Source organism: Saccharopolyspora pogona, assembly GCF_014697215.1.
Taxonomy (GTDB): domain Bacteria; phylum Actinomycetota; class Actinomycetes; order Mycobacteriales; family Pseudonocardiaceae; genus Saccharopolyspora; species Saccharopolyspora hattusasensis.
In genome coordinates this window covers 2,384,551-2,411,172 of the sequence record NZ_CP031142.1, presented here as the reverse complement: position 1 = coordinate 2,411,172, position 26,622 = coordinate 2,384,551, and the positions used below count along the sequence as shown (strand labels likewise).

Here is a 26,622-nt window from a genome sequence, read left to right as displayed (position 1 = left end):
TCATGGTGGCGGGGTGGTTATTCGGCGGTTACCTCGGCGATGGCGGTGCGGGTGGAGGATTCGTCGACGATGGTCTTGTTGGCGAGGAATGCGGCGATGAGGGCTTGGATGGCGAGGTTGTTCACCGCGCGTGGGTAGCCCCTGCTGGTTTGGTGGATCAAGGCGGTGGCGTCGTCGCTGTAGATGGTGTCGGAGCGTCCGACCAGCTGGAGGTGGTGGCGCAGGTAGCCGCCGGTTGCTCTGCTGTCATGGGCGGCATGGCGTAGCGCAGGCCGATGCGCTGATCGAGCGCGGCCAGTGCCCCGAGTTTCATGCGCCGTCGCAGGGTGGGCTGCCCGACCAGCAGCAGCGCGAACGGGCTGGAGGCGTCGAGTTCGTGGTTGGTGAGCATGCGCGGCGATTCCAGTTGGTCCGGGGAGAGCAGGTGGGCCTCCTCCAGGATCAGGATCGGGACCCGTCCGCGTTCGGCGTGCTCGATAGCGAGGGCGTCGGCGGCCTGGGGGACGAGGGTGGCGTGGTGTACCAGGGGTTGTCCGCCCAGGGCGGCGACGATCTGGTGGTGGATCCCGCGCACTCCGACTGTCGGATTGGGCAGGTAGATCACGATATGCCGGCTTGTGTCCAAGGTGGATAGTGCGGCGCGGATGGCGACGGTCTTCCCGGCGCCGACTTCGCCGGTGATCACGCCGATCCGGCGTTCGGCGATGCACCAGCTGATGCGGGCGACGGCCTCGCTGTGGGAGGCGTGCCGGTGCAGCATGCTGGGGGCGAGGTCCCGGCCGAACGGTGCCTTGGTCAGGCCCCAGTACTGGTTGAGCTTGTCAATCGCCGTGGGCCTCCGCGTGCTCGTCGTCGATGGGCGGTCTCGGCGGGGCCGGGGAGGTTTCGGTGCCGGTGAGCAGGTCGAGTTGTCCGGGAATCCCGGTGTGGATGCCGGTCAGCGCCGTGTAGTTGATGCCGCCGGCGAGGTCGGCCTGGTGAGTGGCGTCGACAAGGCGGGTGTAGTCGATCCCGGTCGGTTTCGGCGGCTCGGGCGGGATCTCCGGCCGGGCCTTGGGGTGGGCGTGCCGGCGGATGTGGTGCGGGATCGCCAGGCCCCAGCTCTGGCCGCGGTGACGGACCTCGAGGCGGGTGAGATCGAATGGGTCGAAAACCAGCTCGACGGCGCGGCCGACCAGGGCCGGTTCCACTTCATAGACGTTGCCGTGCAGGGACACGGTCGCGGTCTTGCGCACCGTGCGGCGGGCTTCCCAGCGGAACGCCTCGGCCAGCGCCTCCGGGGTGGGCAGCGCGATCGGCCCGCCGGTCATCCACCGCTGGAGTGGAGCTTGTCCGGTCTCGGAATGCACCCGCCGGTGATAGACCGTCTCGACCCAGGCGGTGAACAGCCGGTTCACCTCAAGCAGGTCGGCGACCTGGTGACGTCCCGGCTCGTCGTCGCCGGTGATCTCGACGAGGAACTGGTCTCGCACGGTCTTGAAGAAGCGCTCAATTTTCCCGCGGCCCTCGGGTCGACCCGGGGTGGAGTGGGTCAGCTTGATGCCCAGGACAGCGCAGCCCCGCAGCAGCCAGGAGTCCACAAAGGATGATCCGTTGTCCACGTAGATTCGATCAGGAACGCCGCGGGCTCCCAGCGCGGGACGCAGCGCCGCGGCCAGTCGCACGGTGTCCTCGGCATAGCCGAACCGGTGCCCGGTGATCAGACGTGAATGGTCGTCAAGGAAAGCGAAAAGGTAAGTTTTCCGGCCTCCCACCTTCGGTCCGTGGAGGGCGTCGCCGGTCCACAACTCGTTCGGGCGGGCCGCTTCGAACCGGCCGAACACCGCCGGGCCGCCGCTGCCGTGGGTGCGCAGCCCGTGCTCGGCGAACAAACGTTGCACGGTGCGCTCACCCGGCGCCCACCCGAGCTGGGTGCGCAGGATCCGGTGGACCTGCGCACCGGTGCGGTCAGGGTTCTCCTTCTTCAGCGCCAGCGCCAACTCGATGATCTCGGCCGGGGTGCGTGGGCTCGACTGCCGCGGGGCCGGCACCAGCGCATCGAACCCGCCCCGCCGCCAGGCCCTGATCCACCGATCCAAGGTGTCCCGGGAATAACGCACCCGTTTGCCGAACGGGTCGACGTGCTCGACCGCGGCGATCGCGCGCACCATCTTGCCCCGCGCCTTCGTCGACAGCTCGGGATCCGCCGCCTCCCGGATCAGCTGATACCGAAACAGCCCGATCTTGCGGGCCCGCTCGGCCCGCGCCGCTTGTTCGTCGTCTCCGACAACCATCTCCCACCACCTCCATGGGTGTGCCTGTTCCACACAGGACAGAAATGCACCCAACAGGAAGTGATCACCAGTGCGTCAGGGGCAACTCGTGTTGATCCACTCCGCCGGCCATCCCGGCGCCAATAACCGGCCCCCCGAGACCGCGACCACCAACTCCCACGGCGCCACCGTGCCGAGCACGAACCGGCCCGCCGCGGCCCGCGCAGCGGCCAGGATCGCCGTGACCGCGTCCGCCCACACACCCCCAGCCGGCCCAGGCAACACCGGATCCACCTCAAGCGCCCGCAGCCACCGGGTAAACACCGCCCGGACCGGCTCGGCGCGGCCGGCGAACCGGCGCAGCCAGCCCCGCACCGTCTCCGCCGGAGGACCCAAACCAGCGGCGATCCGCCGGAAACCAACACCGGCAGCCTTGGCCACCAGCGCCTGCCAAATCACAGCCACCGCATCCGCCCGCCGCAGCAGCGCCACCACCGGCAACAACACATGCGTCGCCCCACAACGGGTGCACCGTGCACGGCGCGGCCACAGCAGCACCGGCCCCGCCCGGCCCCGCAGCGTCCGCTGCCGCGCATGCCCCCATCCCGTGAGCACTCCCGAACACAACGGGCACGTCAGCTCACCCGCGACCAACCTGCGCTCGACCCCATCCACGTCAGCCTCTACCGTGACCACAGCGCCTCCGTGCGCTATCGCACGGCCCTCCCGAGGCTCCTCCCAAGAGACAACGGGAGGGCCGTCGCCTACTCCCAACCTCGTCACGGTGACGGCGCCGACGAACACGATCAACCCCCACCCACCGGCCGAATCCCCATCGGCACACTCCCCGACGGAAACACCGGCCTACATCGGCGCACTCAGCGGCGGCGGACAGTGGGCAAGCAATTGGAGGCTGCCATGGCCACCCGTCTATTGACCAGCGGCGTCTCAGCGGTAGTAGCGATGGCCTACAGCGTGTATCCAGTAGCCGCAGCCGAGTTTATGGCCGCGTTCTACGACCGGCTATTCGCAGGCGACTCGGTGGCTGACGCGGTGCGCGCAGGACGCGGGCGGATGGCGCAGCATCCCAAACGACCCAGCCCGAAGGGCGAGCTACCGCTTGAGGACTGGGTCATCCCGGTGTACTACGAGCGCGGCGAGGTCCGCTTCCCTCACTTGAAACTCGAGCCGGTAGTCCGCGGCTGATGCTCTGGAGGTATTGCCAGGGTTTGAGCGCATCGGCGGCCAGCCAGCGGGCCACCGTCGAGGCCGAGACCGATTCGACGATGCCGCGGGTGACCGCTTCACGAGCGAGTTCCGGGCACGACCATAGCGACAGCGGTACCCCGGTCTCGGCCGGTAGCTGACAGGCCAGCGCCTTCACCTCGGCGACGGCCACCGCGGTGAAGCGCCGCGGCCGGCCGCGGCGTTTGGGTCGGCCAGCCCGTCCACGCCGGCGGCAGCGAAACGGTCCCGCCACCTGCGCACCGTGTCCACCGTGACACCCACGTGGGCCGCGATACGACTGTTGGCGTAACCGCGCCCAGCCAGCAACACGATCTCGGCGCGGATCTTGTCCCGGTACGGGGTCTTATGGCCAGCGGCGCGTCGCTTCAACACGCGCCGCTGTGCTGGGGTGACCCGACACCGGGGTGGCATGCATGCGGGACATGACGGGGCACACCAATCCATGATCGACATAAGGATTCACGCACCCTGCTTGACCAACGCCCGGGTCAGGGAAACCGTGCCAGATCCAGCCAGTAGGCGCTCGAAGCCGGGGATGCCACCGCGGCAGGAAAGCACATGGCCGCCACATATCTGCGGCTTCTACCACAACGGCCTGCTCGACAGCGGTGGCTCCCCCTAGCACCGGATCGGCGAACTCAGCGGGACGCGACGCGGGCCGGGGGCTACGGCGAGATCGGCTCCGATGCGGGCTGCGGTCTCCAGCAGCGGCGGCAGCAGCTTCCGGCGCGCGTCTTCGGGGCTGGTGCGCGAAACGTGCGAGGAGATGTTCACCGCCGCCACCACCCGGTTCGACCGGTCGCGGATCGGGGCGGCGATCGAGCGCAGGCCCGCCTCGAGTTCCTGGTCCACCAGGGCCCAGCCCTGCGCGCGGATGCTGCCGAGCTCCGCCTTGAACTCAACCGGGGACGTCATGGTGTGCGGGCCCAGCGGCGCCAGGTCCACCTCGGACAGATAGCCCTCCAGTGCGGCTTCGTCGAGGTCCGCGAGGATGACGCGGCCCATGGAGGTGGCGTAGGCGGGGAAGCGGGTGCCGATGTTGATCGACACCGTCATGATGCGAGAGGTGGGCACGCGGGCGATGTAGACGATGTCCGGGCCGTCCAGCACCGACACCGACGCCGACTCGTGCACCTCCGCCACCAGCCGCTCCAGGTAGGGCTGGGCGATCTCCGGCAGCGACAGGCTGGACAGGTAGGCGAAGCCGAGCTCCAGCACGCGCGGGGTCAGCGCGAAGACCCGGCCGTCGGTCCACACGTAGCCGAGGTGCACCAGGGTGTGCAGGAACCGGCGGGCCGCCGCGCGCGACATGTCGGTCGCGCGGGCGACCTCGGACAGCGTCATCTCCGGGTTGGCCTCGTTGAACGCGCGGATCACCAGGAGCCCACGCGCCAGCGACTGCACGTACCCGCCGCTCACCTCGGACACGGGCTCCATGATCGTCTCCTGCTCTCGGGCGATCAGTCGTTCTGCTCTTCGCCCAGGATCGTATTGGCGATCGCGAAGGCGCTGTTGGCGCGGGGCACCCCGGCGTAGACCGCGACGTGCATCAGCACCTCGCGGAGCTGCTCCGGCTCCACGCCGTTGCGGCGCGCCGCCCTCACGTGCATCGCGAACTCGTCCTCGCAGCCCACCGCCGCAAGGATGGCCAGCGTCAACATGCTGCGGATCTGCCGCTCGGCCCCGTCGCCACTCCACAACTCGCCCCACGCGTAGCGGGTGATGAAGTCCTGGAAGCCCTCGGTGAACGGGGTGATCTTGGCGTTGGCCCGGTCCACGTGCTCGTCGCCGAGCACCTCGCGGCGCACGCCCATGCCCCGCGCGTACCGGGTTTCGTCGTCGAGCCGGTCGGGCATCATGCGCTCCTCGTGAAGTGGTCCACCAGCAGCCGGTTGACGGCCTCGGGCCGTTCGGCGTTGGCCAAGTGCGCGGCGGGCGAGAGCACCTTCACGCGAGCGCCCGGGACGGCGGCGCCGATCCGCTCGGCGTGCGCCGGGGGAGTGGCCGGGTCCTCGGCACCGGCGATGACCAGGGTCGGTGCGGTGATCTCGCCAAGCTTGGGCAGCAGGTCCATGTCGGCGATCGCCTCGCAGCAACCCGCATAGCCCTCGTCGTCGGCGGCGACGAGCATGCCGCCGAACTTCTCGACGATGTCGGCCCGCCCGGCCAGTTCCGGCGTGAACCACCTCGGCAGCGACGGCTCGACCATCGCCTGGGTGCCCTTGTTGCGCACCACCGCGGCGCGGTCCCGCCACATCGTCGCCGGGCCCAGCTCGGCCGAGGTGCAGATCAGCGTCAGCCGGTCGATGCGCTCCGGCGCGTTCTCGGCGAGCCACATGCCGGTCATGCCGCCCAGCGACACCCCGGCGAAGTGCGCCCGGCGGATGCCGAGCGTGTCCAGCAGCGCCAGCACGTCGCCGCCGAGTTGCTTGAGCGTGTACGGACCCGGCTTGCTGGGAGTGCCGCCGTGGCCGCGCTGGTCGTAGCGCAGCACCTGGAACTCCTGCGCCAGGGCGGGAACCTGTTCGTCCCACAACGTCAGGTCGGTGCCAAGCGAGTTGGACAGCACGACGACCGGAGCACCGTCCGGTCCGGTCAGCTCGCAGTTAACGTTCACCGGTTCTCCAATTCGGCGTGTGCGGCCAGGGCTCGGTCGACGAAAGCTGGTGCGGCGCCGAGGTAGTCGGCGGATTCGGTGGCCGCGACGACCTCCGCCTCCGAGAGCACCGCCCGCACCTGCGGGTCGGCCAGCAGTTCGGCGCGCAGGGTCGTGCCCTCCTGCACCGCGCGGCGGCACAGCCGGGAGACGAGGTCCTGCGCCTCGGTGCGACCGAGGGCGCCCAGCAGCGGGCCGACCGCGCTCTCGGCCATCACCAGCCCTCGGGTGAGGTCGAGGTTGGCGGTCATCTTCTCGGGATGCACGCGCAGCCCGGCCAGCAACTGCCGGGTCCGCGTTGCCGCCGCGGCGACCAGCCGCAGCAGCTCGGTCAGCGGTTCCCACTCGGATTGCCAGGCCCCGGCGGCACGCTCGTACTCCTGCGGCATCGCCGACAGCAGCGTGGCCACCAGGCCCGGCACCCGGCGGGTCGCGGCGGTGACCAGCACCGCCGACACCGGGTTCTGCTTGTGCGGCATGGCCGACGAGCCGCCGGCCTTGCCTTCGGCGAGCTCGCCGACCTCGGTCTGCGCGTGCAGCTCTACGTCCAGCGCGATCTTGCCGACCGCCCCGGCGACCGCGCCCAGCGCGCCGGCCAGCTCGGCGATGCGGGTGCGGTCGGTGTGCCAGGGCACCACGGGTTCTGCCAGCCCTAGTTCGGCGGCGAGCAGCTGGACCACCCGGATGCCGTCGGACCCGAGCGAGGCGAGCGTGCCCGCGGGCCCGCCCAGCTGCACCGCCAGCCGCTCGTCGCGGACGCGCGCCAGCGCGGCGGTGGCCTCGTCGAGCGCGGTCAGCCAACCCGCGCAACGGCACCCGAACGTCGTCGGCAGCGCCTGCTGCAGCAACGAGCGGGCGATCATCAGCGTGTCCCGGTGCTCCTCGGCCAGCCGGGCGCATTCGTCCGCCGCAGCGCGCAGATCCGCGATGACCGGCCCGAGGACCTCGCGTGCCACCAGCATCGCGGCGGTGTCGATCACGTCCTGGCTGGTCGCACCGCAGTGCACGTGCAGCCTCGCGTCCGCGTCCAGCAGGGCGGACAGATCGCGCACCAGCGCGATCACCGGCGTCGCCGCCGAGGTCGCGCGGTCGGCGATCGAGGCGACGTCGAACAGCGCGACTCGGCAGTGTCGGGCGATCTCCTCGGCGGCAGCGGCCGGTACGAGGCCGGCCTTGGCCTCGGCCGCGGCCAGCGCCGCCTCGAAGTCCAGCATCGCCTGCAACCACGCCGAACCGCTGGTTCGCTCGGTCGCCGCAGGCGTGCTGAACATCGGCACGAACAGGCTGTCGGTGCCCACAGCCAAGCCTCTCTATGAGTTTGAGCGCAATGGGCGCTCGGAATTCATTTTGGCGGTAGCCAAGCGGCGAATCCGCTTTCTCCCACCTACGCCCGACGAGAGTCGTCGGGGAAGGTGTCTGAGGTTTCGCTGCAGGACCACCAAGCAACATCAAAGAGCGAAGAAGACGGTTTCGTCATCGCCCTGCAATCGGATGTCGAAGCGGTAGCCGCGGTCGTCGGCCGCCGCGACCAGCGTGGCGCGCCGCGCCGGATCTACCGCGGACAGCACCGGATCGGCAGCGTTGGCCTGCTCCTCGTCCGGGAAGTAGACGCGGGTGACGACCCGGTTCAGCATGCCGCGGGCCAGCACGGTCACGTCAATGTGCGGCGCCTCGGTCGCCCCCTCCGGGGTGGGCAACGGGCCAGGCTTGACGGTGCGGAACCAGAACCCGCCGTCGGCGTCGGTCGGGCACCGGCCGAAGCCCTGCCACCCGGAGGACTCCGGCCGCGGGTCGTCGGGATGGTCGAACCGACCCTGCTCGTCGGCCTGCCAGATCTCGATCACGCCGTCCGGGATGGGATCGCCGTTGCCGTCGGCGAGCCACCCGTGCAGAACGAACGCGCCCGCGCGGTCGGCGGCGACCACCTCGGCTCCGTCGTCCCAGAGGATGCCGCCGGGCACGGCGTAGAACGGGCCGACCGTCTGTGACGGAGTGGTAGCCGGGGGAGTGGGAGCAGCCATCAGTCGTCCTCCTCTTCGTCCTCGAATACTGACTCCTCCGGGCCGCGTAGCACGATGTCGAACTTGTAGCTCAGCGCCCACTCCGGCACCGTCGTGTCCAGGTCGAAGCTGGAGACCATGCGGTTCCGGGCTTTCTCGTCGCGCACCGAGTTGTAGATCGGGTCCTGGTAGAACAGCGGATCGCCGGGGAAGTACATCTGGGTGATCAGCCGCTGGGTGAAAGCCTGCCCGCACAGCGAGAAGTGGATGTGTGCCGGACGCCAGGCGTTGTCGTGGTTGCGCCACGGGTAGGCGCCAGGCTTGATGGTGATGAATTTGTAGTTGCCGTTCGCGTCGGTCGTGCACCGACCGGTGCCGGAGAAGTTCGGGTCCAGCGGTGCCGGGTGCCGGTCGCCCTGGTGCAGGTAGCGACCTGACGCGTTGGCCTGCCAGATCTCGACCAGGGTGTTCGGCACCGGCTTTCCGCCGGAGTCCAGCACCCGGCCGCTGACGATGATCCGCTCGCCAAGCGGCTCGCCGTTGTGCTGCACGGTCAGGTCGTGGTCGTGTTCGCCGCAGCGTTCTTGGCCCAGCAGCGGCCCGGTGACCTCGGTGAGGTACTGCGGCAGGTACTGCAGCGGCTGCTTCGGGTAGCGCAGCGCCGACGAGCGGTACTCGGGCGTGTTCAGCTTGGGATGGGAATCGGCATCGCGACCGTAGGCCGGCAGGATCAGCCCGGCGGGCGACCGGGTCTCGTGTGTGGTCATCACAGCTCCTTCGCTACAAAGCTGTCAGGCATGCAGGACGACTGCCAGTCCCTGGCCGACGCCGATGCAGATGGCGGCCAGGCCCCAGCCGCCACCCGCGCGGCGGAGCTGGTGGCCGAGGCTGCCGAGGATGCGAGCGCCGGAGGCGCCCAGCGGGTGGCCGATCGCGATCGCACCACCTTGCACGTTGACGATTTCCGGATCCAGCTCGGGCCATTCGGCCAGGCAGGCCAGCGACTGCGCGGCGAAGGCCTCGTTGAGCTCGACGGCCCGCAGGTCGCCCCAGCCGATGCCCGCCCGGCGCAGCGCGGTTTTGGCCGCCTCCACCGGTCCGATGCCGAAGACGTCGGGGTCGACCCCGGCCGCGCCGCGGCTGACGATCCGCGCCAGCGGCTCCGCCCCGATGCGCTGCGCGGCCCGCTCGTTGCCGACCAGCAGCGCGGCTGCGCCGTCGTTGAGCGGCGAGGAGTTGCCCGCTGTCACCGTGCCGTCGGCGCGGAACACCGGCTTGAGCTTGCCCAGCGACTCCAGCGAGCTGTTGGCCCGCACGCCCTCGTCCCTGGCGACCTCGGTACCTGGCACCGGGACCACCTCGGCATCGAAGAGCCCGGCCTCCCACGCGGCGGCCGCCTGCTGGTGACTGCGCAGCGCGAAGGCGTCCTGCTCGTCCCGGCTGATCTTGTAGCGGTCGGCCAGGATTTCGGCGCTCTCACCGAGCGCGATCGTCCATTTATCCGGCATGTTCGGGTTGACCATCCGCCAACCGAGCGTGGTGGAGTGCAGGGTCTCGTGGCCACGCGGGTAGCCGCCTTCGGGCTTGGGCAGTACCCACGGCGCGCGGCTCATCGACTCCACGCCACCGGCCAGCACGAGGTCCGCGTCGCCGACCTGCACGGTCCGGCTGGCGTTGATCACGGCTTCCAGCCCGGAGCCGCACAGCCGGTTGACTGTCGCGCCCGGCACGCTCGTGGGCAGCCCCGCCAGCAGTGCCGCCATCCGCGCCACGTTGCGGTTGTCCTCGCCGGCGCCGTTGGCGTCGCCGAACTGGATGTCGCCGATGGTGGCCGGGTCCAGTCCGGAGTGCCGTCCGACCAGCGAGCCCACCACGTGCGCGGCCAGGTCGTCGGGGCGCATCCCGGCGAGGCCCTTGCCGTAGCGGCCGATGGGGGTGCGGACGGCGTCCAGCACGAAGACGTCGGTCATTTCGCGCCTCCCTCGATGGTTGTTTTGAGCTCCCGCAGCACCGTCAGTTCGGCCTCGGTGGGCGGCTGCTGCATGGCGGGTTCGTCGACGGCCTTCAGTGGCCAGCCGACGGCCTTTCGGGCCTGCTCGACCGTGGCGCCGGGGCTGAGCTGGGTGAGGGTCAGCTCGCAGGTATCCGGGTCCGGTTCCAGCACGCCCAGGTCGGTGATCACCTTGACCGGGCCGCGGCCGCGCAGGCCGAGCGCCTCCCGATCGCCCTTGCCGGTGCCGTAGCCGACCGAGGTGATGAAGTCGAGCTTTTCCACGAAGCTGCGCGGGTTCATCCGCATCACGATGAGGACTTCGCGGCAGGACGCGGCGATCTCCGGGGCCCCACCGGCGCCGGGCAGCCTGACCTTCGGGTTCGCGTAGTCGCCGCCGATCACGGTGGTGTTGATGTTGCCGAAGCGGTCCACCTGCGCGCCGCCGAGGAATCCGGTGTCGATGCGGCCGGGCTGCAGCCAGTAGTTGAAGATCTCGGGCACGCTGATCACCGAGTCGGCGGTGTCGGCCAGCACGCCGTCGCCGATGGACAGCGGCAGCCGGCCGGGCTTGGCGCCGAGCGTGCCCGATTCGTAGATCAGCACCAGGTTCGGGGCGTGCGTGCGCCGAGCCAGGTTCGCCGCGGTGCTGGGCAGGCCGATGCCGACGAAGCACGCCGCGCCGTCGCGCAGCGACCGGGCGGCACCGACGGTCATCATCTCGTCGGCGGTGAATTCGGGGGAGCTCATCGGGCGCTCCTCTCGGCGCCGAAGACCTCGGTCTCCAGCCAGTTCTCGAACTGTTCGCGGTCCCGGCCGATCGGGTCCCACTGCTGGTAGTAGGCGTTGTCGCGCTCGTAGTAGCCCTGCGCGTAGGACGGGGCGGCGCCACCGGGGACCGCCGCGACGGCGGTGACCACCCACTGGGGCAGCACGACCGCGCCGGGGCGCGGGGTGAGCTCGTCGACGATCTCCTCGACGGTGACCAGCGAACGGGCCGAGGCCAGCACGGTCTCTTTCTGCACGCCGGTGATGCCCCACATCTGCACGTTGCCCGCCCGGTCGGCCTGCTGGGCGTGGATGATGCCGACGTCCGGGTTGACCGCCGGCACGGCGGCCAGCCGCTGGCCGGTGAAGGGGCATTCGATCGTCTTGATCGTGTCGGTCTGCTCGGGCAGGTCGGTGCCCGCGTAGCCGCGCAGCACGGCGAAGGGCAGCCCGCTGGCGCCGGCGGCGTAGCGGTTGGCCATGCCTGCGTGGCTGTGTTCCTCGATTTCCAGCGACACCGGCCAGGAGTTCTGGATGGCGTCGCGGAAGCGGTGCAGCGAGCCGACGCCGGGATTGCCGCCCCAGGAGAAGATCAGCTTCCGCGCGCAGCCCGCCCCGATCAGCTGGTCGTAGACGATGTCGGGCGTCATCCGGATCAGGGTCAGGTCCTTGCGGCGCTGGCGGATGATCTCGTGCCCGGCCGCGACCGGGATCAGGTGGGTGAAGCCCTCCAGGGCCACCGTGTCGCCGTCATGGACCAGCTCCGCGATGGCCTCGTCGAGCTGCAGGATGCGTGCCACCCTGACCACTCCCTCGCTGTTCGCATAGTGAACGTCTGTGCTTTCTGCGAACGATACGTCAGTTCGACGGCATGGGTCAAGGAAAGGGCGGCGGTTTTGCCAGGTCGAGGCCTGCTCGGGTGCTTCGCCGACCGCGGCGTTTCGGCCTGAAGGACGCGACTGTTGTGGCTGGCCGCGAAGATCGGCAACGTGGCCGAGTGGTGCCGGGGCAATGGCGTGAATCCACGTACGTTTTTACCGGCACCGTGCCAGCATCGCTGCCGGAGCGAGTGGAAGCCGCGGTCGCGGCGGATCGGCTTCTGCGGCGACAAACAGTGGGGCCGTAAGTTGGCCGTAAGTTCTTCGGGGGTTGATCGCTGTCGTTGGCGGAGGACGAATTCGTGATCGCATGTGATGAGATGGCACACCTGGTGGTTTTCTACTCCACCGCGGGCGTGTTGATTGGCATCGTGTCGGGCGCAGTCCGGATAGCTGCCTGATGCATAGCTGACAGGCAGGCCTCCAGGTCGAGTAGATCCGGATCCAACCAAGCCGCCCATGTGCGGACCACTGAGTTAGCCTTTTCTGACTCATCAAGCGGAATCCATCGCCACGCTGGGAAATGACGTCGTGACGATGTGGCGGTGGCAGCACAACATCGGCCTCTGCGCTGTCCGCGACGAGTTCGGCGTGCTCCCAGTACCCCCGGAAGGCCCAATCGATCTGTACCCCGCGGGCTTCCGCCGCGGCGCGGAGCCGTGTTTCTTTCCCCGGGCTCTCCTGAACGGAATGTGCCATGACCCGCAACCCCGCGAGGTCCTCGAGCATCACGGATCTCCGCTCGCCGAACCGCGAGGCTTCACGCACCGCGCAGCCGAATCGCTGACTGAACACTTGCACCGATTGCAGCTCGCGCGGCTCTGTGTGTAGCAGGCCGATATTTATGACACCTTGCTGAAGCAGAACTCGTTGCTTTTCGCTTGTCGCCTCCCGGAGAGAGATCCGCAGGTCCGGCCGGGCATCGCGCAGGGCGGTTTGGAGTGCCTCGAACCACTCCCGCGGTACTCCGGGTGGCATACCGATGTGGATTGCGCGCGTGCCGCGCTCGGCGCGGTGCAGTACTTCCGGGATGCGGTCGGTTAGCTCCAAGATCGCCCCGACGTGCGTTCGCAGGCTCTCACCAGCCGGTGTCAACGAGGTCCCGTGGCTGGTCCGGCGGAGTAGTTGGTGTCCGAGAGTCCGCTCAAGTTGGGCAATCTGCCGGCTCAGAGTGGGTTGGGTCATGTGGAGGGCGGTCGCGGCCTTTGCGATCGATCCGAGCTGGGCGACAGTGCGAAAGTAGACCAGGTGTCTGAGTTCAACCATGCTGGCACCGTATGCCCTGAGGGCATAGCCGAAAAGCCCACAACGAAGCTTCCTTGAGTGACTTTGCCCGGTCCACGATGGACACACCCGTGTTCGTGCGTGGTTTCGTTTTTCCTGAGGAGGATTCGAATGGGGCCCCAGTGCCAGGAGTTTGACGTCGTCGTAGTCGGGGGAGGAGCGGGCGGCGTCGCGGCTGCAGTCGGTGCCGCACGCAGCGGAGCCCGCGTCTGCCTGATCGAGCGCCACGGCTATCTCGGCGGCGCGGCCGTCGCGAGTTCGGTGCTGACCTACTGCGGGTTCTTCGACGCCTCCCACACCCAGGTCGTCGCGGGAGTCGGGCAGCTGTTCCTCGATCGGCTGGCGGAGCTCGATCTGTACCTCACCCACACAACCGCGACCTCGGGGAACAAAGTCGTGTTGCTCGACCTGGAAACGACGAAACGCGTCCTTGATTCTCTGTTGATCGACGCCGGCGTGACGGTGTTCCTGCACGCCACAGTCTTCGATGCGACGACGGCGGGGGACCGAGTGGCGGCCGTCGAGGTCATCCATCCTGGCGGTCGTGCAACCATCTCTGGCAGCGCGTTCGTGGACTGCAGTGGGGACGGAGCTCTTCTCGCCGCCACAGGGGCCGACACGGTCGTCTTCGCCCCCGATGAACGTCAAGCGAGCACACTGGTCATGCGGGTGGGCGGCGTCGCCGAGGACGCAAATCTCGGCTCTGCCTCGATGACTCGAGCAGTGCGCGCCTACCGCGAACGCTACGGCGTGGCTCTCCTTCGCGACCACGGCAGTATGGTCCGCCTGCCGGTGTCCCGCGAGGTCATGGTGCTCGTCGCCGACCAGCACCGGGACATGCTCGACCTCGACGACGCTACCCGGGCCGAGTCCGAGGGTCGCGCCCTCGCCGCGCACTACTTCCGAGCCCTGCGCAGTGGCGTTCCCGGGTGGGAAGCGAGCTTCCTCGCGGCCACCGGGCCAGAGATCGGAGTGCGGGAGACACGCAGGCTCCGAGGCAAGGACATGGTGACCGCACTGGACGTCACCTCCGGGCGCAAGCGGCCCGACGTCGTGGTCGCCCGGGGCGGCTGGCTGATGGAGGACCACGCGGTTCCTGGGCTCATCACCTACGACGGTATCCGCGACGGCGGCTGGTTCGACATCTCTTACGGATGCATCAGCTCGCGCTCTTTTGCAAATCTCTGGGCGGGCGGACGCCTGACGAGCTCCGATCGGCAGGCCTTTAGTTCGACGCGGGTGATGGGCACGGCTTTCGCTACCGGGCACGCCTGCGGTGTCGCGGCCGCTAGGAACTCCTCGTGCGTCCAGGATTCCGCCCGGGCTCGCTCGGCGAGCCGGTCGACCGACTCCCGCAGAGTGGGTGCCTTCAACACACGGGTCAAAAACGCGATCTCACCGGTGAGATCCCGGGTGGTTTTCTTCGCGGTAGACATCAGGCCACCCCACCATCGGCGCCCTCGCCGTCGAGACCAAGAGCGATGTCGTAGTCGGCCAGGCACCGCTGCTGCACCTCAGGTTCCGGAGCGGGCCGCAACATGCCGATCCTGTTGCGGCGCAACGACTTCGCCGCAGCAACGTGGTTCGGGTCGGAGATCGTTTGATGCCAGGACCAGGCCGATCACGCTCGGGTGCACCGAATAATCGTTGGAATCCACGCTGGTCTCGGATGCACCGATTTAGTTCAGTCAATAGGTAAGCGCGTCCTGCTCAGCGACTGAGCCCCGGGCCAGATTCACGGAAAGTGGGGCAGAGCCAATTTTCGCGCGCCGCCGACATTCGATACTCGGCGTGGGCGGCGACATCGAGGGTTGACACACGCGGTGTCCCGGGGCATGGCGTCCTCTCCGTTTAGCTGCGCCAGGTGTAATCGACGGCGATACCTAGGTGATCACTCGGAGGGGGTACGGCCGCGCCTCACCCGCCCGGGCTCGTCGCGATACCGCACGACGAGCCCGGGCGAGGGAGGGGAGCTACTTGGTGGCTCTGTCCGTGGCCGCGGTGTCGTCGTCGAAGGTCATCTCCGGTGCGGGCCGGCAGAAGCCCTTGGTCAGAACGGCCAGATAGACAACGCCGATCGCCAACCATACGCCGCCGATCTGGAGCGCGACGTCACCGAGCTTCGTGAGCAGATAGACGGAGACGGCGCCGCCGATGACCGGCATCACCAGGTACGAGAACAGGCCCAGGCTGCGGCCTCGTCGGCGCTCGCGGACGAGGTGGGCGATCACGCAGATGTTGACCACGGCGAAGCCGAGGAAAGCGCCGAAGTTGATGAACGAGGTGGCCGTGGTCAGGTCGAGCTTCATCGCTACAACACCGGCGGCCGCGGTCAACAGCAGGTTGCTGACCGGGCTGCCGGTCTTCGCCGACAGTCTGCCGAAGACGGCCTTGGGCAGTACGCCGTCGCGTCCCATGACGTACATGAGGCGGGCGGCGGACGCCTGCAGGGCGATGCAGGAGGCGATGGACCCGGCGATGGTGACGAAATTGATGATCTCGGCGTACGTCTCGCCGCCGACCTGCATCTTCAGGTGGTAGGCGGCCGCGTCGACGTCGGCGAACAGTGCGCCCGGGTGGACGAGTTGCATCACGAAGGACAGCACGATGAAGATCGCGCCGGCGGCGATGACGCACCCGATGATGCCTCTGCCGATCGTCCGCGCCCCGCCCCTGGCCTCCTCGCCGAGCGTGGAGACGGCGTCGAACCCGAGGAAGGAGTACGCGGCGATGGCGGCGGCCGCGGTGATGGCGCCGATCGAAGTGTCGGCGTTCCAGATGGAGTCGGTGACCGGGGCGGACGAGCCGTGCTTGCCGAGGAAAACGACGCACAGGGTGGCGAAGAGGACCAGCGAGCCCACCGCGATGAACATCAGGACCTTGTTGACGCGGTCTGCGAGTTTCATGCCGAAAGCATTGATGCCGGTGGTCAGGGCCACCGAGACGATCAGCCAGACCCACTTGGGCACGTCAGGGAACTGGGCGTTGAAGTAGATCGCGGTGATGAGCCAGCCAACCATCGGGATGAAGAAGTAGTCGAGCAGCATCGCCCAGCCGGACAGGAAGCCGATGCGGCTGTCGAGCATTCTGCGGGCGTAGGTGTACACGGATCCCGAACCGGGCACGGCGCGCGCCATCTTCGCGTAACTCAGGCCGGTGAGCAGCATCGCGACGGTGGCGACGGCGAACGCCGTCGGGGCGGCGCCGCCGCTGGTGGCGGCGACCACGCCGAAGATGGTGACGACGATGCCGGGGGAGATGTAGGCCAGGCCGAAGAGGACGACGGAGAAGAGGCTCAGGTCGCCCTTCAGTCTCATGGTGTTACGGGGCTCGCTGCTCATCGTGGTGGCTCCTCGGTGGTGGGGACGGGGTTACAAACTGTGAGGTTCCAGGTGGCGGGGTCGATACGGCCCCCGTACAGCGGGAGTTCGAGGGACGCGTCACCGGGGCGGAACTGGTCCCAGACGCGGTTGAGGCCGGCAGTGCCGTAGCGGCGGACGTTGCCGACCTCGTCGAGGTCGATCACGTCGGTGAGGGTGGTGTCGCCGGCGTCGACGGTTTCGGTGCGCACCGTGCCCTGCGGATCGATGACGAGGCTGCGGCCGATCCCGGACGGGGCGGCGGAGTTGACGCTGGCGACGAAGACCTGGTTGGCGATGGCGTTGGCGCGGTTGAGGACGACTTCCTGCGTGCGGTCGCTCGTCGAGGTGCGCACCACATTGACGATCAACTCGGCGCCCAACCACGCCAGATGGCGGGAGACCTCCGGGAACCAGGTGTCGTAGCAGATGGAGAGTCCGATACGGCCGACCCCCGCGAGGTCGACGACCTCGAACCGGTTGCCGGGTGCGGTCGTCTCGTAGGGGCGCCACGGGCAGATCTTGCGGTACGCGGCGAGGCGTTCGCCCTGCGGCGAGTAGACGGGTGCCGTGTTGTGGACGCGGCTGTCGGCGCCGCGTTCGTAGACGCTGCCGGGCACCAGCCAGATGCCCAGGTCGCCCGCGAGTTCGGCGAGGGCAGCGTCCCGTTTGCCGCCGAGCGGCTCGGCGGCCTTCTCCGGCGAGGACGGAACGCCTGGGGCGGTCTCGCCGAGGTGCAGCTCGGGGTAGACGACGAGGGCGCCTGGTGCGCGCAGCTTCACGCGCCGCTCCACGTCGGAGGTGAAGCCTGCGAGGTCGTCGGCCAGGCGGCCGGGCGCCTGGGCGAGGATCAGAGGCAGGGGGCGGGCCATGCGGGGAACACCAGCCAATCGAAGGGAGGTTTCTGGCGGGAGCAGTCGGCGGTGGTTCAGCCGCCGAGGGCGTGGGCTCCGGGCGGCGGGAGCGAAGGTGAGAAAAGCGTGGGGCCCGTCACCTATAGTTTCAAATACTTCCTAGGGCTGACTTGCATGCCTTTGAGGCATGCAAGTGTTTTGCCTCCTCCGTCTTCCGAGAGGCCACTGCCATGGACCTGCGAGTGCTGCGCTACTTCCTGACCATCGTGGAGACCGGTTCCGTCACCAAGGCCGCCGAGGAGGTCCGCGTCGCCCAGCCCTCGCTGTCGCGCCAACTGCGCGGCCTGGAGGCGTCGTTGGGCATGACGCTCTTCGACCGCGGCGGCAAACAGCTGGTCCTGACCGCCGCCGGCCGGCGCTTACTTCCGTTGGCCCGAGATCTGGTCGCCCGAGCGGACGCCGCCGAGGCCGCAGTCGGAGCGCTGGCGTCCGGTCGCGCCATGCGGATCACCGTGGCTGCGCCGCCCACCACCATCACCGACGTGATCGCGCCGTTCCTGGCCACCTGGGGACCGGAGGATCCGCTCGTCACGGTGCAAGCGGAAAGCCCGGCTCGTGCGTACCAGGCCCTGGGGAGGGGCGCCGACGTAGCCATTTCCTCGGCGCCTCCGAGGCGCCGTTTCGCCGGGCTGCCCGTGGCGCGCCTGCCGCTGTGGGCCTATGTGCGGGCTGACCACGCCTGGGCGGACCGGGACGGCGTCACGATCGGGGAACTCGCCGCGGCGCCCCTCATCGTCCTCACCCCGGCGCACGGCACCCGACGCATCCTGGACCACGCTGTGCAGGACGCCGACGCCTCGTACGACATCGTGCTGGAATGCGACACCCCGCACGTCGCACAGGCGATGGCGGCCTCGGGCCACGGAATTGCGGTGGTTTCCGACGATCCGCGCTTCGACCTGCACCCGCTGCTGATCCTCGACGGCGCGGGCGAGCCGCTGCAGATCCATCTGCACGCCGCGTGGGACGCCAGCCACTATGCGCTGCGCAGCATCGAGGCGTTCGCTGCGGGGCTCTCGCGCTTCTGCATCGAGCAGTACGGACCTCAGGTCACCGCCCGCGGATGAGCTGGAGGTATACCTGGCGGGCAGCCTGATCAGACCGGGCAGGTATTGGATGGCGGTCCCGGCGGGCCCCAGCATGCGTCGAAATCCGTATCTGCTGCCGGCCCGAGAGGACACGCACCATGCCGGGACCCTTCCATGGCCGACGGTTGAGCTGTGCCACCGCCGTTACCGTCGTGCTCGCGGCGCTGTGCACCGTCTCGCCACCGACGATCGCGGCGTCCGCCCAAGCCGTGCCCGTACCGGGCGATCTGCTCACCGGGAGCGGTGCGGTGAACCGGGCCGAACTCACCGCCGGCCAACTCACCGAGGGCACCGCCACCGACACGGTGCCCGACAGCGCCTTCGCACTCCCCGCCCAGGCAGCGCCACCCACGCACAGCTTCGAAGGCACCCTCACCCTCAACGGTCTCTCCACCACAGGCGGCTTCCGCGCACTGAAGGACCCGCACGGATACGGAGACACGGAGGCCACCCGGCACCTGCCACCGGTCGACATCGCCCTCGTGCAAAACGGCAGCCACCTCGTCCCGGCCGAGCGCGGGTTGCAGTACACGGGGACCCAGGCGTGGAACCTGGCGGTGGGACCCGGCCGCGCGTGGAACGAGGACGGCGACGGCCAACGCACCCGCGCCTCACTGCCGTTCGCGCTCGTCGAGCGCAACGCGAACTGCGTGCACAACGGCGCCCTGACGTTCCTCTTCGACGCCACATCGGTCTCCGAAGTCCGCTACCAGATCACCACGGAGACCTGCGAGTACTTCCAATTCGACATGTGGGGCCAGGTGCCGGCCAACTACCGGCCCGGCCCCGTCGACGGCGCCGAGAACCTGCGCGACGCGTACGCCTCCGAGGTCGGGGACCGGCTCCCGACCAAGCCCGTCTCAGCGCTGGCCACCGACTACCCGGACAGTGGGGTGGACGTGGCGAAGTTCGGCGCCGGCATCACGCCGTCCGCGCTGAGCACCTTAGCTTGTTGTTTAACCTTTGCGGTTTTGGTGTTGTTCGAGGGTGAGGTCGCGTTTGACGGTCTTGCCGACGTCGTGCCGGGTGGCGCGGTGGGTGTTGCGGGAGCCGGGTGGGCGTCCGGGACCGGGTCGGGAGGGTTTCGGTGCGGCTGCCGGGGAGCCGGCCTTCGCGTGGAGGTTGCGAAACCCTCGCCGGACGCGGGCGGGGGTCAGCCGGCGGGGCTCGGTGACCGGTTTTTCCCAGGGGCGTCGAAGGTCTTCAGCGATGGGGCGGGCGAGGCGTAGTTGTGTGTGGGCGACCAGGATCAGCCAGGTCCAGCGATCGGCTGATTCGGGTGCCCGCAGTTTCGGGCGGGTCCACCCGAGGGTCTGCTTGAGCAGTCGGAAGGTGTGCTCGAGGTCGAATCGGCGTAGGAATGCCTGCCAGAGCAGATCAACCAACTCGGCGCCGGCGCCGGTGACCGAGGACCATAGCCACACTGGTTTGGGGTCCCGGTCGCCGGGCAGGTGGTCGACCTGTAAGCGGATCAGGGTGCCCTCGACGAGGGGCAGCTCGCCCTCATGGTCCAGCCAGGCACCGCGGTGGGTCAGGCGGGGGTGTAGCCGGTCCCAGGCCCGTGCCTGGGCGTGTCCGTAGCGGGTGGTGTCGGTGCCGGTGGTGTGGTCGGGGGCATGCCAACTGTTGGGGTCGGCGAGGGTGAACACGCCGCCGTGCTTGCGCGGCCGCCCGACGGTACCCGGCAGCCGGGGCGGTGCGGGCCGCAGCAGGACGCGGTCGGAGCGGATTCTGCCCACCAGCTCCACTGGCAGATCGGCGAGGACGAAGGCCAACCGGGTCACGTCGTAGCCGGCGTCGGCCACGATCAGGATGTGCGGATCGCCGGGCCGCCAGTGTCCGGCGTCCATGATCCGGCCCACGACCTCACGTAGTTGAGCGGCGGTGACCGCGGTGGCATCGTCGGCGGGCCCCAGCCGCACCGCGTCCAGGACCGCCGTCCACGAGGTACGCCCGGTCTCCAGCGCGGCGACAAAGGAGTAGGGCCAGCCCGGGATGAACTGCGAGGCACTACGGGAGCGGCCATAGACATGGCAGAACAGCCGATCGGGGCTGCACGTGGCGTCCGGGCGCAGCCAGGGCGAGACGTCCACGGCCAGGGTGATCCGCCCGTCGGCGGCACGCGGTAATGGCAGCTCGGCCAGGGTGGTGCGTAACCGGTCGATCTCGACGCGGCCGTGGTTGATCGCGTCGTAGCCGGCGCCATGCCCGCGCCGGTGCTCCGCGGCCAGGGACAGCTCGGCCAGGCTGGTGACCGGTCCATCGCTGCATAACACCGCGTCGGTCAGCTCGAACAGCACGTCCGCCCGCCCGGTCAGACACTCGTGGAACCGCTGGCGGAACCCGGACAGCTCCCCGAGCGCATCGGCTTGGCCGGTGTCGTGCACACTGATCAACTGAAGCCCTTGGTTGTGATCTTCCGTCTGTGGCAAGAGGAATGATCAACCAAGGGCTTCATCCATGATCAACCGGGGCCCCACCACGGTGCTACCTGGTTAAACAACAAGCTTAGGCTTCTACTTCGGCGGAGTGCACTATGTGGGCAACTGCCGGACCCGGCAAGGGGAGTACCCGTTCTGCGGCCAGATGCTGTTGCCTTCGTACTCGACCGCGAAGTCGGCGTTCGCGGGAACAGCCATGATGCGTCTGGCGAAGCGTTACGGCCATGCCGTCGCCCAGGAGATGCTCTCCGACCGAATCCCCGAGACCGCCGGCAACACCGCCTGGAGCGGCGTCACCCTCGACAACACTCTCGACATGGCCACCGGGAACTACACCTCGCCAGGCTACGAGACCGACGAATCGGGCCGCACCATGGCGGACTTCTTCGCAGCCGAGCCCTACGCCGACAAGATGCGACTCGCCCTGTCCTTCCCGCGTAAGGCCAGCCCCGGCAGCCAGTGGGTCTACCACACCTCGGACACCTTTCTCGCCACCCGCGCAATGAACAACTACCTCCAGGACAAGGCCGGTTCGGACGCCGACATCTTCGACATGCTCGGTGACGACGTGCTCGAGCCCGTCGGTGTCGGGCCCGACTCGCTCGTCTCCTCCCGCACCGACAACAGCCCCGGCGGAGCACCCTTCGGCGGGTACGGCATGTTCTGGACGCAGGACTCCGTCGCCCGGTTCGCCAAGTTCCTCAACAACGACCACGGCGCCGTCAACGGAACACAGATCCTCGACCCAGCGCTGCTCGCGGCCACCATGCAACGCGACCCGGAGGCCCGGGGCATGACCACCACCGGCGCCAAGCCCCTGAAGTACCAGAACGGCTTCTGGGGCAAGGAGGGCACCTCCGCCGACAACCCCGCATACACCAGCCCTTTCTACGTACCGTTCATGTCGGGGTACGGCGGCATCACGGTCGCGATGATGCCGAACGGCGCCACCTACTACTACTTCAGCGACAACAACGAGTTCAGTTGGAACGCCGCCGTCGCCGAGGCCAACAAGCTAGCGCCCATGCCCGGCGCGGCAGTTACTGCGAGGTAGACCGCCCCGGGCAGCACGCGTGCGCGCTGTCCCGCCCGGCGGGAAACTCGTCATTCCCCCGATCGCTGAGACCACGTCGGCTCAATTCCGGGTGTGCTGATCGTGGGCGCCTGCGTCCAGTGATCGTCTTGGTCGGACGGTGATCCAGTGCGGCCGTCGGGATGATCGGGACTCAGTCCCTCGCATCGACACACGCACGCCCACCGAGATTCGCTGGTATCTGGTCACGAGCAGGGTGGATACTTCCCCTGCCAGGACGGATCCGTTGGCGTGGTGTTGGCGACGGAGGGAGGCTCCGGTGGTGGAACCAGTGGACGACATGATCCCGTTCAATGGCGCGCGGCGGTGGCTGCAACCGGAATCCGGGCGCGGGAGCGGCAGCGATGCGGCGTTCTTCGCGGCGCGGCCGGATCTGGTGCTCGTGGCGAAGCGTGCGGTACGCGCGTTGGGCGGCGGGTTCGTGCGCTACCTCGACATCGCCGGTACCGGGGTGCGTCGCGTGACAGTCGACGTGCCGGACACGCAGCGGCGGGTCGCGCGGCTCGATATCGTCGACGTCGAGGCCCCTTACGGGCTGACCGTGCGCGAGCTGCAGGTCGCCACATGCGCTGCCAGCGGCCTGGGAAACCAGGAGATCGCCGAGGCGCTCGGCTGCACACGCCGCACGGTGGCCACACACCTTGAGCACGTGTTCGCCAAGACCGGCGCTACCTCCCGTGCGCTTGTGGCGACGCTGATCGCTGCGGAGGACGCCTACGTGGCGCCCTTGCCGAGCCCCGATCTGGTGCTTCCTGGACCGCTGCTCGCGGTGCTGCGTGGTCCCGTGACAGCACCGCGGGTGGCAGTGCGTGCTCCGCGGCCCCGGCCGGCGCTGCTCGGCGCGGTGTACCCGGCGAATCCGTCGGCTGGCGGAGACGTCGTGGCGATGCGCCGCGGTGCGAAACTCGCGGTGCAGGAGCTCAACGCGCGCGGTGGCATCGCGGGTCGCCGTGTCGAGCACGTGACCGTTGCCGCGACGTCAGAGGGGCTGTTGGAGGCGGTCACGGCGCTCACCGCGCGCGGCGTGGACGCCATCATGCTTGGGAATTTTCCGCTGCCGTTCGCGCGACCCGCGATCGCGGCCTCGGCAGCTGCTGGAGCACCGGTGCTGCACAGCATGACAGGGGCAGTCCTGTCCGAAGACGTGCGCGCGGACCCCGATGGCCTGGGTGCCGTGTTCCAGGTCTGCTCGACCGAATCCGCCTATGTGCCGGGTTTGTTGCGGACGGTCCGGTACCTGGAGGACAGCGGCTCTTTCCAGCCGAGCCGCCGGAGGCTGGCCGTGCTCCAGCGGGAGAGCACGTTCGACACGGGAGTCTTCGATCGCGTGCAGCGCCAAGCGGCAGAGGCCGGCTGGAAGCTCGTGTTCCTCGAATCGGTTCCGGACCACACCGCGAGCTTCAGCGGCCTCATCCGGCGGCTGGAACAGGCCGAGCCGGATGCCGTGTCCTTGTCGATCTTTCCTGAGCCGACACTGCGCGCGTTCCTGTCCACCGCCGGGGCGCTGCGCGAGCACACGCTGGTGCATGCCGCTTGGTCGCCGGTGGCCCCGGGCTTCACCAGGCGATTCGGTGAACTCAGCGAGGGCTTGGTGTGGTCCACGTTGATCGGCAACGTGAACAGTCCCGTGTGCGACGGGTTCGAGCGGCGGTTCCGCGCGGCCTTCGGGGCCGATCCGGGGCTCGCGGCCGCGGCGGTGCATTACGACATGGTGAATGTCCTGGCCCAGGCGTGGAGCCTGGTCAGCAGGCCGTGGGACTTCGCGGCCGTGCAAGAGCGGTTGCGGTCGACGTCGTCGTTCGGAGTGACAGGAGCGCATCAGTTCGTGGGGCGCGGTCAGCACGGGCTCAGCTACCCCGACGACACCGACGACCCGACGCGCGGCCATCCGCACTTGGCGTACCGCATCTCGGGCGGCACCAACCGGAGGCTGGTGCCGCCCGTGCTCAGCTGAGCCACGTCGGGGCGGTCACCGAGCCGATGCCATCGCCGCCATCAACGGGCACGGTGCGCCCGTTGACCCAAGAGGCGTCCTCGCTGAGCAGCCATGCGATCACGGCGGCGATGTCGTCAGGACGGCCAATCCGGCCCTGGACGCTGGCCGTTCGAACTTCCTCCACGTACGACCGCGGCACGGGGTTGATAGCCGAGGCAACGTCGACGAATCCTGGAGCCACGGCGCAGCACCGGATCCCGTCGCGGCCGTGCTCAAGTGCGAAGCCGCGTACCAACGCGTCGAGCGCCGCCTTGGACGCCGCGTAGACCGCCGTGCCCGGCCGTGCGCGGGCGGCGGCGCCGCTGCTGACGAATACCAGCGTTCCCGGCCGGCCTTCGCCCAGGCAGTTGCGGACGAACTGCGCCCCGGCGCTCAGCGCCGAGCGCGTGTTGACGGCCATGACTCGGTCGAACAGATCCTCGTCGCTCGCCGCCACCGGCGCGGCTGGGAAGACGCCCGCCGCGTGCACGAGCGCGTCGAAACCACCGCGCTCGGCCCACAGCCGCGCCACGTACGTCGCGACCACGTCCCGCTCGGCGAGGTCGAGTTCGGGCAGGTCCACGCCGGTGACCGACCAGTCGGCCGCCTCCAGCCGACTCGTCACGGCACGGCCGATGCCTCCCTGCGATCCCATCACCAGGGCCGAACGCTTCGCTGCCACGTTCACCCTCCGAGCAGAGCGGGGCGGACCCGCCGGGAGACGTCGACGCACCGCTCGAAGGCGACGCCGAGCTCGTGGCAGCCGGTGATGAACTGCTCGAGCGCGACCATGCGCGCGCCCCGGCCGATGACCTGCGGGTGCAGTGTCACGGTCGCGACCCTGTCCGCGATGGTGTTCGCCATGTAGCGGACGTCGCCGAGGAAGCGGTCGAACATGGCCCCTACGTCCTGGAGCCCCGGCATTACGAACTGCGGCGTGCGCACGAATTCCAGGTGCGGGTAGTCGTCCAGCGTCCAGGAGACGGGCAGTTCGACCACCGGTGCGGTGTCGCCGAAGCGGAACGGCCCATCGACCTCGCACCGGTCACCGGACCGCGCGAGGTAGGGCTCGAAGTCGGTGCCCATCAACGACGAGTCGTATTCGACGCCGAGCTCGGTGAGGATCGCGACCGTGTTGTCGGTGAAGTCGAAGCTCGGGGTGCGGTGCCCCGCGGGCGGGTGTCCGGTCAGCTTCGCGATCAACTCGGCCGATCGCCGGTTCACGGCCATCTCCGTTTCTCTGTCCAAAGTGGTCACCGGCTCGTGTGCGTAGCCGTGCAGCGCGATCTCGTGTCCCGCCTCGGCGATGGCCGCGCACTGAGCTGGGTAGGTCTCCAGCGTGTGCCCTGGGACGAAGAACGTGGCCGGGACCTCGGTGCGGTGCAGCAGTGCGAGGATGCGGTCCATGGCGTACGCGCCGAACTCGCCTCGGGAGATCGGGCCAGGAGTGGTTTGGCCGCGCGCGATCCAGAGCGAGATGGCGTCGAAGTCGAAGGTCAGGCAGACGGTTCCGCGGCTCATGCGGGCACCTCCTCGGACTGCGTGCCGGGCAAGAACTCCAACGGCGCGACGCGCGGGTCGTCGAAGAGGGTGTCCAGCTCCCAGCGCGCGTATCCGTGGTTGCTCGGGGGACCGGGCGCAATCCACAGCACTCGATCGGTCAGGTCTATGACCAAGGAATAGACGGTGGCCACGCGTTCGCAGGGCGGGACGTCGGGATCGGGGTGGCGGCAGATGCCGTCCGGATAGGACCACTCGTCTCGCAGCGTCGCCACGATGTCCGCCACCCGCACCCGGCGTTGCTCGAGCGCGGGTTCGAGCAGGTGTCTGGCCCGTACCGGACGCAGCAGCGTGAGTGCGCTCGTCGCGGCTTTCCGGTCGTTCAGCGGCAACTGTGCCTGGAAGTGGTTGGAGTGGGTGAGCAGACCGCCTTCGGGAACAAGGGTGCCGAAGACTCCGGGCGCGAGTTCGAAGTCGATGGATTCGCCGCCCGCGTCGGCGAGCAGCACGTTGCCGGAGGAGATCCTCTCGACGGGCAGCAGCTTCTTGTGCGCGCCGGACATCGTCTTCGCCTGCAGCGCGCCGCGCAGCAGGTAGTGGTACGGCACACCGGCACCGCCGCGGTCCAGGTCGGACACCAGCAGGTTGGCGCACACTCCGAGCCCCGCGGAGTTGAGTCCGCTCTTGGCGAGCATGCCCGCCTCGGTCAGCGACAGCACGCTGAACCCGGTCTCGTCGCGGGTGGCCAGCAGGAACGTCGCTGCAGCCTGTTCGGGATGCCAATCCCAGTTCTGGGCCAGCAGGGTGTGGCCGTTCTCCGCGTAGCGGGGCAGGACTGACAGCGACGTGCACCCTTCGTCGCGGTAGCCGGTGCCGTACAGCATTTCCGTGCGTGCGTTGAGCGCGGCGAGCCGGTGCGCGGGGTGCCCGGAACCCGCGGCCATGCCGTCGAGCATCGCGGCGATCTCGGGGGAGTAGGAGGCGGCGACGTCGAGGTACACCCGTCCCCAGCGGTCGATGTCCGCGTCGCTGAGTCCGGCGTCGTCGTGGAACCGGCCTGTGTAGGTATCCAGGCTGCGCGCGATGAGATCCGCCGTGCGCGCGCCGAGGTCCTCGCCCATCTGCCGGTAGCTGCCCTGCACGACGATCAGCCGTGGATTGCTGTCTTCGCTCATG

The 26,622-nt window shown here is 69.0% G+C and carries 27 protein-coding genes; 5 read left to right on the top strand and 22 right to left on the bottom strand.

The annotated features are described in order from the left end of the window. Positions 1-17: 17 nt before the first annotated feature. The 4 genes from DL519_RS46165 to DL519_RS10930 all read right to left on the bottom strand — a co-directional run bounded on the left by DL519_RS46165 (position 18) and on the right by DL519_RS10930 (position 2,948). Complete coding sequence (locus tag DL519_RS46165; protein ID WP_223838750.1) at positions 18-161, bottom strand: hypothetical protein; 144 nt, start codon at positions 159-161, stop codon at positions 18-20. Continuing rightward, positions 158-760 (bottom strand): ExeA family protein, encoded by a 603-nt coding sequence (locus DL519_RS10940; protein ID WP_223838748.1) that lies wholly within the window; start codon positions 758-760, stop codon positions 158-160. Before DL519_RS10940 ends, DL519_RS46165 begins: the two co-directional genes overlap by 4 nt. A gap of 61 nt (positions 761-821) precedes the next feature. Next, on the bottom strand, positions 822-2,273 hold the full coding sequence (locus DL519_RS10935) for a DDE-type integrase/transposase/recombinase (RefSeq protein ID WP_190814429.1): 1,452 nt from the start codon (positions 2,271-2,273) through the stop codon (positions 822-824). 75 nt (positions 2,274-2,348) lie between these two features. Next, a complete protein-coding gene (locus tag DL519_RS10930; protein ID WP_190814427.1) occupies positions 2,349-2,948 on the bottom strand; it encodes a hypothetical protein in 600 nt (199 codons plus the stop codon). Here DL519_RS10930 and DL519_RS46160 point away from each other — a divergent pair. Beyond that, complete coding sequence (locus tag DL519_RS46160; RefSeq protein ID WP_223838746.1) at positions 2,847-3,458, top strand: CHAT domain-containing protein; 612 nt, start codon at positions 2,847-2,849, stop codon at positions 3,456-3,458. The two genes, DL519_RS10930 and DL519_RS46160, sit on opposite strands and share 102 nt — an antisense overlap. Here the strand turns inward: DL519_RS46160 and DL519_RS10920 are convergent. The 12 genes from DL519_RS10920 to DL519_RS49845 all read right to left on the bottom strand — a co-directional run bounded on the left by DL519_RS10920 (position 3,385) and on the right by DL519_RS49845 (position 13,058). Beyond that, positions 3,385-3,732, bottom strand: a complete 348-nt coding sequence (locus tag DL519_RS10920; protein WP_190814423.1) for a helix-turn-helix domain-containing protein — start codon at positions 3,730-3,732, stop codon at positions 3,385-3,387. The two genes, DL519_RS46160 and DL519_RS10920, sit on opposite strands and share 74 nt — an antisense overlap. After that, positions 3,633-3,872 (bottom strand): helix-turn-helix domain-containing protein, encoded by a 240-nt coding sequence (locus DL519_RS10915; protein WP_190814421.1) that lies wholly within the window; start codon positions 3,870-3,872, stop codon positions 3,633-3,635. The genes DL519_RS10920 and DL519_RS10915 overlap by 100 nt, the downstream gene beginning before the upstream one ends. 246 nt (positions 3,873-4,118) lie before the next feature. Then, the gene (locus DL519_RS10910) at positions 4,119-4,937 is read right to left on the bottom strand and encodes an IclR family transcriptional regulator (RefSeq protein ID WP_190814419.1); all 819 of its coding nucleotides are present in this window, start codon (positions 4,935-4,937) and stop codon (positions 4,119-4,121) included. A 23-nt stretch (positions 4,938-4,960) separates the two neighbouring features. Beyond that, a complete protein-coding gene (pcaC, locus tag DL519_RS10905; protein WP_190823912.1) occupies positions 4,961-5,356 on the bottom strand; it encodes a 4-carboxymuconolactone decarboxylase in 396 nt (131 codons plus the stop codon). Continuing rightward, on the bottom strand, positions 5,356-6,117 hold the full coding sequence (gene pcaD, locus DL519_RS10900) for a 3-oxoadipate enol-lactonase (RefSeq protein WP_190814417.1): 762 nt from the start codon (positions 6,115-6,117) through the stop codon (positions 5,356-5,358). The genes pcaC and pcaD overlap by 1 nt, the downstream gene beginning before the upstream one ends. Then, positions 6,114-7,454 carry a 3-carboxy-cis,cis-muconate cycloisomerase gene (gene pcaB, locus DL519_RS10895; RefSeq protein ID WP_223838744.1) on the bottom strand — a complete coding sequence of 447 codons (1,341 nt, stop codon included), beginning with the start codon at positions 7,452-7,454 and terminating at the stop codon, positions 6,114-6,116. The genes pcaD and pcaB overlap by 4 nt, the downstream gene beginning before the upstream one ends. A 150-nt stretch (positions 7,455-7,604) precedes the next feature. After that, positions 7,605-8,177: a protocatechuate 3,4-dioxygenase subunit alpha gene (gene pcaG / locus DL519_RS10890; RefSeq protein WP_190814415.1), complete on the bottom strand. Its 573-nt coding sequence runs from the start codon at positions 8,175-8,177 to the stop codon at positions 7,605-7,607. Continuing rightward, complete coding sequence (gene pcaH / locus DL519_RS10885) at positions 8,177-8,923, bottom strand: protocatechuate 3,4-dioxygenase subunit beta (protein ID WP_190814413.1); 747 nt, start codon at positions 8,921-8,923, stop codon at positions 8,177-8,179. The genes pcaG and pcaH overlap by 1 nt, the downstream gene beginning before the upstream one ends. Before the next feature lie 24 nt (positions 8,924-8,947). Next, positions 8,948-10,126 (bottom strand): thiolase family protein, encoded by a 1,179-nt coding sequence (locus DL519_RS10880; RefSeq protein ID WP_190814412.1) that lies wholly within the window; start codon positions 10,124-10,126, stop codon positions 8,948-8,950. Next, positions 10,123-10,896, bottom strand: coding sequence for a CoA-transferase subunit beta (locus DL519_RS10875; RefSeq protein ID WP_190814410.1), 774 nt, complete (start codon positions 10,894-10,896; stop codon positions 10,123-10,125). The genes DL519_RS10880 and DL519_RS10875 overlap by 4 nt, the downstream gene beginning before the upstream one ends. Next, positions 10,893-11,714 (bottom strand): CoA transferase subunit A, encoded by an 822-nt coding sequence (locus DL519_RS10870; protein WP_190814408.1) that lies wholly within the window; start codon positions 11,712-11,714, stop codon positions 10,893-10,895. The genes DL519_RS10875 and DL519_RS10870 overlap by 4 nt, the downstream gene beginning before the upstream one ends. A gap of 234 nt (positions 11,715-11,948) precedes the next feature. After that, positions 11,949-13,058 (bottom strand): LysR family transcriptional regulator, encoded by a 1,110-nt coding sequence (locus DL519_RS49845; protein WP_190814406.1) that lies wholly within the window; start codon positions 13,056-13,058, stop codon positions 11,949-11,951. Between the two features lie 129 nt (positions 13,059-13,187). On the opposite strand from DL519_RS49845, the gene DL519_RS10860 reads away from it, so the two are divergent. Next, on the top strand, positions 13,188-14,720 hold the full coding sequence (locus DL519_RS10860; RefSeq protein ID WP_397544943.1) for an FAD-dependent oxidoreductase: 1,533 nt from the start codon (positions 13,188-13,190) through the stop codon (positions 14,718-14,720). A gap of 329 nt (positions 14,721-15,049) precedes the next feature. Here the strand turns inward: DL519_RS10860 and DL519_RS10855 are convergent, their stop codons facing one another. Both DL519_RS10855 and DL519_RS10850 read right to left on the bottom strand, forming a co-directional pair. Next, a complete protein-coding gene (locus DL519_RS10855; RefSeq protein WP_190814405.1) occupies positions 15,050-16,417 on the bottom strand; it encodes an APC family permease in 1,368 nt (455 codons plus the stop codon). After that, positions 16,414-17,307 (bottom strand): carbon-nitrogen hydrolase family protein, encoded by an 894-nt coding sequence (locus DL519_RS10850; RefSeq protein ID WP_190814403.1) that lies wholly within the window; start codon positions 17,305-17,307, stop codon positions 16,414-16,416. The genes DL519_RS10855 and DL519_RS10850 overlap by 4 nt, the downstream gene beginning before the upstream one ends. A 212-nt stretch (positions 17,308-17,519) precedes the next feature. On the opposite strand from DL519_RS10850, the gene DL519_RS10845 reads away from it, so the two are divergent. After that, entirely contained in the window at positions 17,520-18,416 is an 897-nt protein-coding gene (locus DL519_RS10845; RefSeq protein ID WP_190814401.1) for a LysR family transcriptional regulator, read from the top strand. A gap of 977 nt (positions 18,417-19,393) precedes the next feature. Here the strand turns inward: DL519_RS10845 and DL519_RS10840 are convergent. Beyond that, entirely contained in the window at positions 19,394-20,824 is a 1,431-nt protein-coding gene (locus DL519_RS10840) for an NF041680 family putative transposase (RefSeq protein WP_223840250.1), read from the bottom strand. A gap of 151 nt (positions 20,825-20,975) precedes the next feature. Here DL519_RS10840 and DL519_RS10835 point away from each other — a divergent pair, with 151 nt between their 5' ends. Then, positions 20,976-21,932 (top strand): serine hydrolase domain-containing protein, encoded by a 957-nt coding sequence (locus DL519_RS10835; RefSeq protein WP_190814396.1) that lies wholly within the window; start codon positions 20,976-20,978, stop codon positions 21,930-21,932. A gap of 298 nt (positions 21,933-22,230) precedes the next feature. After that, positions 22,231-23,925 carry an ABC transporter substrate-binding protein gene (locus DL519_RS10830; protein WP_223838742.1) on the top strand — a complete coding sequence of 565 codons (1,695 nt, stop codon included), beginning with the start codon at positions 22,231-22,233 and terminating at the stop codon, positions 23,923-23,925. Here the strand turns inward: DL519_RS10830 and DL519_RS10825 are convergent. The 3 genes from DL519_RS10825 to DL519_RS10815 are packed head-to-tail and all read right to left on the bottom strand — an operon-like array spanning position 23,918 to position 26,621. Continuing rightward, on the bottom strand, positions 23,918-24,628 hold the full coding sequence (locus DL519_RS10825) for an SDR family NAD(P)-dependent oxidoreductase (protein ID WP_223838740.1): 711 nt from the start codon (positions 24,626-24,628) through the stop codon (positions 23,918-23,920). The genes DL519_RS10830 and DL519_RS10825 overlap by 8 nt on opposite strands. Before the next feature lie 2 nt (positions 24,629-24,630). Next, a complete protein-coding gene (locus DL519_RS10820) occupies positions 24,631-25,467 on the bottom strand; it encodes a polysaccharide deacetylase family protein (RefSeq protein WP_190814394.1) in 837 nt (278 codons plus the stop codon). Beyond that, positions 25,464-26,621, bottom strand: a complete 1,158-nt coding sequence (locus DL519_RS10815) for a C45 family autoproteolytic acyltransferase/hydolase (RefSeq protein ID WP_190814392.1) — start codon at positions 26,619-26,621, stop codon at positions 25,464-25,466. Before DL519_RS10815 ends, DL519_RS10820 begins: the two co-directional genes overlap by 4 nt. Between the last annotated feature and the right edge of the window lies 1 nt (position 26,622).